Origin of the sequence: Bacillus sp. JJ1503 (assembly GCF_036965125.1) — a bacterium.
Taxonomy (GTDB): domain Bacteria; phylum Bacillota; class Bacilli; order Bacillales; family Cytobacillaceae; genus Cytobacillus.
Genome location: NZ_JBALOZ010000252.1, coordinates 1 through 10,905 on the forward strand (window position 1 = coordinate 1; position 10,905 = coordinate 10,905).

10 protein-coding genes are annotated in these 10,905 nt (G+C 39.1%); all 10 read left to right on the plus strand.

What is annotated here, in order from left to right:
* A partial coding sequence (locus tag V7149_RS18800) for a class I adenylate-forming enzyme family protein (RefSeq protein ID WP_438824130.1) occupies positions 1-581 on the plus strand: 581 nt, incomplete at its 5' end.
* 75 nt (positions 582-656) lie between these two features.
* The gene (locus V7149_RS18805) at positions 657-1,409 is read left to right on the plus strand and encodes a response regulator transcription factor (protein WP_335347129.1); all 753 of its coding nucleotides are present in this window, start codon (positions 657-659) and stop codon (positions 1,407-1,409) included.
* 125 nt (positions 1,410-1,534) lie between these two features.
* The gene (locus V7149_RS18810) at positions 1,535-2,656 is read left to right on the plus strand and encodes an XdhC family protein (RefSeq protein ID WP_335347130.1); all 1,122 of its coding nucleotides are present in this window, start codon (positions 1,535-1,537) and stop codon (positions 2,654-2,656) included.
* 99 nt (positions 2,657-2,755) lie between these two features.
* Complete coding sequence (locus V7149_RS18815; RefSeq protein ID WP_335347131.1) at positions 2,756-5,170, plus strand: xanthine dehydrogenase family protein molybdopterin-binding subunit; 2,415 nt, start codon at positions 2,756-2,758, stop codon at positions 5,168-5,170.
* A gap of 13 nt (positions 5,171-5,183) precedes the next feature.
* Positions 5,184-5,639 (plus strand): SRPBCC family protein, encoded by a 456-nt coding sequence (locus V7149_RS18820; protein WP_335347132.1) that lies wholly within the window; start codon positions 5,184-5,186, stop codon positions 5,637-5,639.
* Between the two features lie 17 nt (positions 5,640-5,656).
* The gene (locus V7149_RS18825; RefSeq protein ID WP_335347133.1) at positions 5,657-6,532 is read left to right on the plus strand and encodes an FAD binding domain-containing protein; all 876 of its coding nucleotides are present in this window, start codon (positions 5,657-5,659) and stop codon (positions 6,530-6,532) included.
* A 1-nt stretch (position 6,533) separates the two neighbouring features.
* Positions 6,534-7,040, plus strand: coding sequence for a (2Fe-2S)-binding protein (locus tag V7149_RS18830; protein ID WP_335347134.1), 507 nt, complete (start codon positions 6,534-6,536; stop codon positions 7,038-7,040).
* Positions 7,040-8,596: a class I adenylate-forming enzyme family protein gene (locus V7149_RS18835; protein ID WP_335347135.1), complete on the plus strand. Its 1,557-nt coding sequence runs from the start codon at positions 7,040-7,042 to the stop codon at positions 8,594-8,596. The genes V7149_RS18830 and V7149_RS18835 overlap by 1 nt, the downstream gene beginning before the upstream one ends.
* Positions 8,596-9,399, plus strand: a complete 804-nt coding sequence (locus tag V7149_RS18840; protein WP_335347136.1) for an enoyl-CoA hydratase/isomerase family protein — start codon at positions 8,596-8,598, stop codon at positions 9,397-9,399. Before V7149_RS18835 ends, V7149_RS18840 begins: the two co-directional genes overlap by 1 nt.
* Positions 9,400-9,636: 237 nt before the next feature.
* On the plus strand, positions 9,637-10,905 hold a 1,269-nt coding region (locus V7149_RS18845; protein ID WP_335347137.1), incomplete at its 3' end, for an MFS transporter.

The window sequence follows — 10,905 nt, forward strand, 5'->3', positions numbered from 1 at the left end:
GGGTAATGGAGAAACCCGGTTCAGTCGGTAAGCCTGGAATCCATCAAAATATAAGAATTATAGAACCTGATGTACATCGCACAAAGTCACCAAATGATACGGTTCAAGAAGGTGAAGTAGGAGAAATCATTGTGCATTTGGGTTCCCCCGAATCTTTTAAAGGATATTGGAATAAACCTGATTCTACAAAAAGAAGCGTGAAAGAAAATTGGTATTATACAGGCGATTTAGGGTATACGGACCCGGATGGAGATTTAAATGTAGTAGGACGAATGGATGAGATGATCATTTATGCTGGAGACAAAATTTATCCGCTTGAGGTTGAATCTATTCTTTTAGAACATCCGAAGGTCCAGGAAGCTGTCGTTGTAGGAGAGCCTGATGAAAGATGGGGTCAGGTAATAGTGGCCTATATTGTTCCAATCGATCCATCCTTAACAGCTAATGAATTAGACCTTTTTTGTAAAAGACATCCTAAATTATCAAACTATAAAAGACCAAGAAAATACACCTTTCAGTCTTCCTTTCCAAAAACGGCAGTTGGGAAAATCTTGCGCAAAAAAATTAACATTCAATCTTAGAGAGTAAGCGTCAATTTTTAAAATTTTGTCATTTGAGCAATATTTTAAAAGTTACCATGATGGGGGGGTTAGCCTTTGCCAAATTTGTTGATTGTTGATGATGAATATGAAAGCCGCTATTTCCTTCGTGAGTTTATCCAATCTAGTGAATACAATTATTTTTCTGTACATGAAGCGGATACATATGAAAAAGGCCTTTTAATGCTTAAACAGCTAAAACCATCTATCCTCCTTATAGAAGTCTCATTACCAGAACATAATGGCTTAGAACTTGGAAAAATAGCAAAACAATGGGATCCGGGAATTTCTGTTATCATTCTTACACAGTTAAAAATATTTGAAAATGTGCAAAGAGCCATAAACCTTGGATTTTCAGCTTTTTTGTTGAAACCGGTGTTAAGAAGTGAACTCAAGCAAATCTTCGAACGAATAAGTATTTATAGCCTTTCGACAGAAACTAATTATTTCATAGAAAAAAATGAAGGACCTACTAATACAGATCTTGCAAATCCAATTGATTCGTCCATTCAATATATTCAAAAACACTTTAAAGAACCTATCACCTTAAATATGGTTGCAGATTCTGTCTACTTAAGCCCATCCCATTTCAGCCGGTTATTCAAGGAGGAAATGGGAGTAACTTCCATAGAATATTTGACCGAATATAGAATAGAACAATCGAAATCATTGCTTAAAATGACTTCTCTGCCCATTGAGGTTATAGCTAATCAAATGGGCTTTACAAGTGCTGGGTACTTTGCCACTACATTTAGAAAAAGTGAAGGCTGCACACCATCTAAATATAGAAGTATATTTGAAAAGGAGTAAATCTCGTAAAGGGATTTACTCCTTTTTTGATAAAATTTTAAAAGTTGAAAAGAGAAAATAGTATAACTGCAATGCTCGGATTACTTTTACAATTCGAATAAGCAAGGGAAAAGGGGTGAGATGCTTTGGTAATCACTGAATTAAAGAGATGCATAAAAAACAATCAAAAAGCAATATTAGCAACCATTATTGATAAAAAGGGCTCATCCTATCGCCAAGTTGGTGCAAAAAGTCTCATTCTATTAGATGGATCTAGCTTTGGTGTTCTCAGCGGCGGATGTATTGAACAAGATTTATTTGAGCACGCAAAGGAAGTTTTCGAAAAAGGTGAAGCGAAACAGATTGTGTATGACTTAAGACATGACGATCAAACACCTTGGGGATTAGGTGTAGGCTGTAACGGCGAAATTACGATATTGTTATCGCTCATAGATCCAGTGAATAAAAAAAGAGAAGTCGAGAAAATGATGAGTATAGTTAATCGGCAATATACAAGTGCAAAACCTTTTACGATTGGTACGGTTATCTCTTCAAATAATCATGAAGTAATTCCCCCGGGTTCTATTATAGAAACGATGGAATTGGATTTTGTGCATAATCCTCTAAATAAAGTGAACGGAATATTAGAAGACCAATCTTTGACGATAGATGGAAAAACAATTAATGTAACAATATTTTTGCAAACGATTTCACCAACACCCAGTATCATTGTGTTTGGAGCTGGACCGGATGCATGGTCGTTAACGAAGCAACTTAAACTGTTACATTGGCATGTCACTATTGTAGATCATCGCCCGGGTTATCTAAACAAGGAAAACTTTCCAAATGTCGATGAATTAAAATTAGTCTCACCTAGGGAGTTTCCGGAAGGGCTCGAACTGAATGAAAATTCTTATGCGGTTATTATGTCTCACCATTATGAACAAGATTTTATTTTTTTAGAAGGATTAATCCAGAGGGGAGCTGCTTATATCGGGTTATTAGGTCCTAAGAGAAGGTTTGAAAATTTAAAGAAAGACCTTCAAGCAAAAGGAGTCTACATTTCGCAGAATGTTGAAGATAATATACACTCACCAATTGGACTTGATATTGGATCAGAGACACCTGAAGAAATTGCATTAAGTATTGCCGCCGAAATCATGAGTCACAAAAACAAAGCAAGTCACCTGCCGCTAAAAAGGAAAAAGGGCTCTATTCATACAGCCATTTTTCAAAACCAGAATAGTAAATTAAAAGAATTGGTTTAATGATGTAAAGAGAAATTTGGACTGGATGTTAAGAACCTTCACTGGAAGAATTGATACATTTGAGGCCTAAATGAGCTTACTAATAAGGAGGCAAGGAGATTGAGCTATATAGGAAAACCGCTAAATCGTATTGAGGACGCAAGATTGGTGTCCGGGGAAGGCACGTATATTGATGACCTGTCCCCACTGCCAAATATTCATTATGCGGCGATTTTAAGAAGTCCGCATGCTCATGCAAGAATCAATCACATCCATACAGAAGAAGCTGAGAAACTGCCGGGTGTAATTGGTGTCGTAACCGGTAAGCAAGTAGCAGCATTAACGAAACCATTTCCGGTCGGTGTTAAGGTCGCTGTACAATACTATCCTATTGCTGTAGAAAAAGTACGTTTTGTTGGAGAAGCAGTTGTCGTAGTAGTTGCAAAAAATCGTTATATCGCTGAAGATGCTCTTGCATTAATAAAAGTAGAGTATGAAGCATTAGATCCTGTTGTCAATATCGAGGATGCACTTTCAGACAAGTCATCCGTTCTTCATGAGGAAGTCGGAAGCAATATTGTCAATCACCGCTTTTTTAATTATGGAAATGTAGATGAGGCCTTTAAAAATGCTGATAAGGTAATAAGTAGAAAGTTTAGTTTCCCAAAAGTAAGTGCAACACCTGTAGAAAATTATGGGGTGATTGCAAACTACACTAAAAGTGAGGGAGCCTATACGATTTGGTCAAACTTTCATGGCCCATTCACTCTTCATTCTGTTATGACAGCTGCACTAAACGTACCAAGTAACAGGCTTAGAATAATTACTCCAAAAGATATCGGCGGCAGTTATGGAATTAAATCAGGTGTATTTCCTTATATGGTCCTGATAGGGGTTGTATCTAGAATCTTAAACGTTCCTGTTAAATGGACAGAGGACAGGCAAGAACATCTAATGGCAAGTTCTAGCGGTACAGACCGTGTAACTTGGATTGATACAGCAGTCAAAAAGGATGGAACCATTATAGGTTTAAGAATGAAATATGCAGACAATGTCGGTGGATATATTCGTGCACCAGAACCTGCTTGTTTATATAGAACCCATTCCAATTCAACCGGAGCTTACAGGATACAGAATGTTGGAATTGAGGCAATTGCCGTTGTAACAAATAAAAGCCCAACTGGTCTTATTAGAGGATATGGCGGTCCGCAGCATTATTTTCCGCTAGAGAGAATGATGCAAATCATTTCAGATGAGCTGAACCTTGATGTATTAGAAGTTATTAAGAAAAACTTACTTACAAAAGAAGAATTCCCATATCAAACCGCATCCGGAGGAATCTATGATAGCGGGGATTATCATAAAGCTTTAAATCTTGCGCTAGAATCTATCGATTATGAAGGATTTAAAGTAAAGCAAAAAGAGGCTTTGAAGAATGGAAAATATTTAGGGTTAGGGTTTGCATGTATTGTTGAGCCGTCTGGTTCCAATATGGGATACGTCACTCTTGCATTGACACCAGAAGAACGCTCAAAGTCACTGCCTAAATCTGGATGTTCAGAAGGAGCAACAGTGTCCATCGATCCGCAGGGCGGGATAACTGTACGGATAAGTACGGTTCCAACAGGACAGGGACATGAAACAGTTTCTGCACAAATTGTTGCGGATACCCTTGGTGTTAATCCAGAGACAATTCGGGTAGTCGCTGAATTAGATACTTTAACAAGCCCGTGGTCTGTGGCATCAGGTAGTTACTCAAGCCGATTTGCACCAATTGGTTCGAGTGCCGTGTATCAAGCAGCTGAAAAGGTGAAATTAAAGCTACTGGAAATCGCTAAGAATCAACTAAATACAACGGTCGATGAGCTGGTTATCGGCGAAGGCAAGGTAAGTTTGAGAAATAACCCTGAAAAAAGTATTTCAATTAAGAGATTAGTAGGTTTAGCTCATTGGAATCCTGAAGGTCTTCCAACTGGTTTAGAGCCAGGGATTCATGAATCTGCTTTCTATACACTGCCAGCTGCGAAGTCACCGAACGAGATGGATTTAGTAAATGGTTCTGTAACCTACGGATTTGTTTTTGATGCCGTTGAGGTGGAAGTCGATATTGATACTGGTGAAGTGAAAATAATAGATTATACGACAATCCATGATGCTGGTAAGCTATTAAATCCAAAGATTGTAGAGGGTCAGATTATGGGAGGATTAGCACATGGCCTAGGTGCAGCGATGTATGAAGAACTTGCCTATGATGAAAGGGGCCAGTTTTTAACTGGTAGCTTTATGGATTATCTGTGCCCAACAGCAACGGAAATCCCTAAGGTGACCATTAAACATATTGAAACACCTTCACCGTTAACTCCTCTTGGAGCAAAAGGTTTAGGAGAAGGTAATACGATGAGTGCTCCAGTGGTTATTGCTAATGCCGTAACAGATGCATTAAGACCTTTTAACGTATCAATTGATCAGCTTCCATTATCGCCAAACCGGATATGGTCAAAAATTCACAAAAAAAATACTGTAAAAATTCAATAGGGGAGGAATTGTGATGAATGGAGAAGGCACTATTCAATTAAATGGAAAACTTGAAACTGTTTTTACTAGTTTACTAGACCCTGAGGTTTTAAAAAACTGTATTATGGGCTGTACCGAATTAAACAAGAAAGAGGAAAATGTCTATGTGGCGGATCTATCAGTTGGAGTTGCAGCAGTAAAAGGTAATTATGATGCAACTATCAGACTTTCAGACCTTCAGCCTCCGAATTCTTATAAGTTAATTGTCAACGGAGAAGGGGCACCAGGATTTGTCGATGCAGAAGCGGAGATTCAGTTAATCCCGATTGATGAAGAAAATACAGAGCTTAGATACACATATGAGGCGGCAGTTGGAGGGAAAGTTGCTGCAATCGGACAGCGTATGCTAGGCGGGGTAGCGAAACTGATTATTAAGGACTTTTTCAAAAAGATTAAAAGGGAGCTAGAAAAAGTAAATATTGCTGATTAAGAAAGGAGGGTACAAACATGAAACCAGCATCATTTACTTACCATTGCCCGTCAAATTTAGAAGAAGCTGTTAAGCTTTTAGATGAGTTTGGCAGTGAAGGGAAAATCCTTGCTGGGGGGCAAAGCTTTATTCCTATTTTAAATATGAGGATGTCTGAGCCAGGATGTCTGATTGACATTAATCAAATAAATGAGTTGAAGGGGATCCGGGTAGAGGACGGAATTGTAAAAATCGGTGCACTGACAACTCAAAGGGAATTAGAGCAGAATGAGGTTATCAGAAACCATATTCCAATACTTTCAGAAGCCACCCAATTTATTGGTCATGTTCAAACAAGAAATAGAGGGACGGTTGGAGGCAGTGTGGCCCATGCTGACCCAAGTGCAGAACTGCCACTATGTTTTTTGGCTCTTGATGCGGAAATTGTAATTGATAGTGTGGATGGCAGCAGGAAAACAAGTATAAATGATTTCTTCATTACTTATTTAACAACAGAACTGATGCCTGAGGAAATATTGACGGAGATTCATGTTTCACTTTCCCAGCCTTATGGATATGCATTTGAGGAATTTTGCAGAAGACATGGTGACTTTGCTTTAGCTGCAGCAGCCTGTTTACTATCCGTTGATGAGGCTGGAGTAATAGATCATGCGAGGATAGTACTAGGTGGGGTTGAGGCAATTCCGCTGCTGGCAGACGAAGCAATGGAATATTTAATTGGAAAAAGTCTTACAGAAGATACCCTTGAAAAGGCAGTTGAATTAGCGGTCATTCATGCAGACCCTGATGCCGATCTGCATGCCTCAAAGGAATACAGGCTCCATCTAACAAAAGTACTGACAAGAAAAGCACTGTTAAAAGCATACGATCGCGGATTAAGGAAGGAGGGTTAGTATGTCGAATCTCTCAATTCAAGATAAAATGAAAATCTCATTATCGATTAATGGAAAGGAGGTGGGAGCAGAAGCAGAACCTAGAAAGCTGCTTAGTGACTTTATAAGAGAAGACCTTGGCCTTACTGGTACACATGTGGGATGTGAACATGGTGTTTGTGGGTCTTGTACGGTGCTTTACAACGGTAAAGCTGTACGCAGCTGTTTAATGTTTGCCGTGCAGGCGAATGGAGCGGACATTCAAACCATTGAAGGATTGGCGAATGACGGGGAGCAGCACCCATTACAAAAATCTTTTACCGAATGTCATGGTCTTCAATGTGGCTTTTGTACACCAGGAATATTAATGTCATCTGTAGAGCTTATGAAAAGCAGTGAAGAGCCTTCTAGACAAGAAATAAAGGAAATGCTCTCAGGGCATCTTTGCCGGTGTACAGGTTACACGGGAATTATTGAAGCAATCGAAAAAGCATGCAAACAAAATGAATGTACAGTAGGTGAATCTTAATGGATCTTGGAACATTGTTTGAATTTGCGGTAAATCGATTTCCAGATAAAACAGCTATCGTCCAAGATGATCAACGCTTTTCCTTTAGGGAATTTAATCAAGGAATTAATAAGCTTGCGTATTCCTTGCAAAAGAATGGGATAGAAAAAGGAGACCGAGTGGTTATTATTTTGAAAAACCGCTTGGAGACTGTCGCACTTTATTGGGCCATTCAAAAGCTTGGAGCTATTTTTACCCCGATAAATTTCCGTTTGTCAACAGAGGAAGTCGCCTATTGTGTGAATAATGCGGATGCTAAAGCTGTCATTTATGAACCAAGCAGCCAAGACGCAGCATTGAAAGGAAATTACACGCATAAGCCGCTGTTAATCAGTGTATTAGGGGCAGAGGGTGCTGATTTAACGTATGAAGAACTCCTAGGCCACGATCAAGAAAATTTTCATCGGCCAGCCATTCATTTTGATGATATTTGTTTAATGCTATATACATCAGGTACGACGGGGAAACCAAAAGGAGTTCCAAGAAGTCATAAAAATGAATACAGTGCGGCCATTGCTCACATTATTCAAAATCAATATGTCCCTCATGAGGGTACATTGGGTGTAATGCCGCTTTATCATACAATGGGTATGCGTTCTCTATTATCTATGGCTTTCATAAATGGAAAATTAGTTATGATTCCTGACAACAACACACTTAAAATGCTGACAGAGCTAGAGAAAGAAGAAATAAGCTGTGTATATTTAGTGCCTACCATTATTCATGATTTGTTAAATCATAGTGATTTTTCTATGTTCAATTTACAGAAACTTCGGAAAATAGGCTATGCCGGTGCATCGATGACAACGGAGTTAACAAAGGACTGCTACCGGAAGCTGAAACCGGATGTGTTTGTGAATCACTATGGCAGTACTGAAGTTTATACTTTCTCAATTTGCGATTATTTGGATAAAAAGCCGGGATGTGCAGGTAAAGCAGGCTTCCATCAACAGTTGAGGGTTGTAATACCTGACCCAGATGGTTACTCAACACCTAATGATCTTGTTCCAAAAGGTACTCCAGGCGAAATCATTGTCAATATCGACTCGATTGAAGCATTTAAGGGCTACTGGAATCGACCAGATGCGGATAAAAAGGCTATTAGAGATGGCTGGTATTTTACTGGAGATATGGGCGAAATGGATGAGGACGGAGATTTGTATGTTGTAGGGCGTGTAGATGACATGATTATTTCCGGAGGTGAAAACATCCATCCTCTCGAGGTGGAAGATGTCCTGACATCCCATCCGGAAGTTTTAGAAGTAGCGGTTGTTGGTATACCAGATGAACGATATGGCGAAAAGGTTGTTGCATTTGTAGTAGATAGAAATAGAAAACTTTCGGTTGAGGAATTGGATCAATACTGTAAGGCATCCGGAAACCTAGCCAACTTTAAGCGGCCAAGAGAATATTATTTTGTGAAAGAGATTCCGAAAAGCCCGGTTGGAAAAATTTTAAGAAGAAAATTGAAAGAAAATTATAAAAGCTATACAACTAAAGAGGAGAGTGTTAGTTAATGACAACAATTAATAAAAACAATACTTATCAATGGGATCACATTCTGGTAGAAAAAAATCTGGAAGCACAGACAGCAACAATTATTTTAGACCGTCCAGAAAAAATGAATACGTTAAGTTTTATTGCCCGCTCCAACCTGAATCAAATTTTTAGTGAATTAAATCAAGATGATGATGTGAAGGTCATTGTGATTAAAGGGGCTGGAGAAAAAGCATTTAGTTCTGGCGGGACGATTTCAGAATTCATGGAGCAGCATCCTTCTGTACTTTCTGAATTACATGTGAATGTGGCAGCACCGGAACGATCTCCAAAACCAGTTATTGCCCAATTACAAGGCTATACTTTTGGTGTAGGACTTGAAATTGCTATGGCTTGTGATTTCCGTGTAGCAGCAGACAATACTTTATTAGCCTTGCCGGAAATCAATCTTGGCATGATCCCTGGAAGTGGCGGATCACAGCGTATTGCAAAAATTGCAGGTATTGGACGTGCAAAAGATATGATTATGAGAGGACGACGTATTCCAGCGCATGAAGCACACCAATGGGGCTTGTTAACTACAGTAACCAGCCCAGAAAACCTAGATGAAGAGGTAGACAAGCTTGTGGCAGATCTTACCAGACTTTCACCAATGACACTTAAGGTATTAAAGCGCGTCATAAATGCTTCCCAGGATACTTCATTAAGTATGGGAATGGAAATTGAAGGCTTTGCTTATGGAATGCTTCGTTCAACAGAGGATTTTAATGAAGGCGTTCAGGCTTTCGGAAATAAAGTTAAACCTAACTTCAAAGGGAAATAATCGTTTACTCTGAAATTTTCAGCCACAGCAGTCGAAACGTATGAAATTATGCACAATATGATAACAGCTATGACCAATATTTAATCCATACATCAAGGCTGTTGTGGCAGAAACTTAAAAGTTTCTAGTCATAGACTTACGTAAATTTTTCAAATATTTATGACTGAATATTCGTTGTTATTAGAAATAGAGTTGGGCTAAGGTTGTTAAAAATTATCAATATAGGGGGAAGAACTTATGTCAAATTCGGCACTTTCAAAAGATACTACAGACCTGCCCAATCAGAAGGGCAATAACCGGCAATTTGTTTCAGCTACAATGGCATCACTTTTAGGGTGGTCCTTCGACCTTTATGACCTCTTTATTCTTTTGTATGTAACTCCTACGATTGGAGCATTATTTTTTCCTAGCAGCAACCCGACCATCTCCCTGGCAGCTGTTTACGCTTCCTTTGCTGTTACATTGTTAATGCGGCCGCTCGGATCTGCCATTTTTGGTTCATATGCCGATAAAAACGGAAGGAAAAAAGCGATGACTGTCGCCATTGTCGGGGTCGGATTAAGTACCGCAGCCTTTGGGCTTTTGCCAACAGTGCCGCAAATTGGGGTGTTTGCTGCCGTCATCTTCCTACTTCTACGTTTAGTGCAAGGCATATTTGTTGGTGGTGTTGTTGCATCTACTCATACCATTGGAACTGAATCAGCACCTCCTAAGTTAAGAGGATTAATGTCTGGCCTTATTGGCGGTGGTGGAGCAGGTTTAGGAGCTTTGTTCGCCTCTATCACATTTTCTATCGTTTCCTACTTTTTTCCTGGTGAGGCATTTAGTGAATGGGGATGGAGGGTCATGTTTTTCACAGGTCTTATCGGATCTATAGCTGGCCTCTTTGTTTTCCGCACCCTTGATGAGTCACCTTTATGGAAAGAACTTCAAAAAGAGAAAAAAGGTAAAAAGCAGGATCAATCGATAAATCAAAAACCGGTTAAGTCTTTATTCACAACCTATTTGCGAGTATTGCTGGTGAATCTCATGATTGTTATCGGAGGTGGGTCCGGTTATTATCTCACTGCAGGTTTTATTCCGACTTTCTTAGAGATTATTAATGGGGTATCACCAGCGACTAAATCCGGAATTCTCATTGCTTCAAGTATCGCCACGATTATTTCAGCGCTTATTTTTGGACATTTAAGTGAAATAATCGGAAGAAAGAAGACTTTCTTGTGGGTTGGATTTTTAAATATCGTCGGGCTTCCATTCTTTTATCTTACATTAGCTAATGCAACAACTATTCCTTCGATTTATTTCTATACCATTTGTTTAGTATTCCTTGGAAATGCAGCTTATGCTCCCGTTTTGATTTTTCTAAATGAACGTTTTCCAACTTCCATTCGATCAACAGGTACCGGACTTTCATGGAACATGGGATTTGCCGTTGGCGGTATGATGCCGACTTTTGTAACATTAGCGAGCGGGTCAATTCAAAACATTCCATATACTCTCATGTAT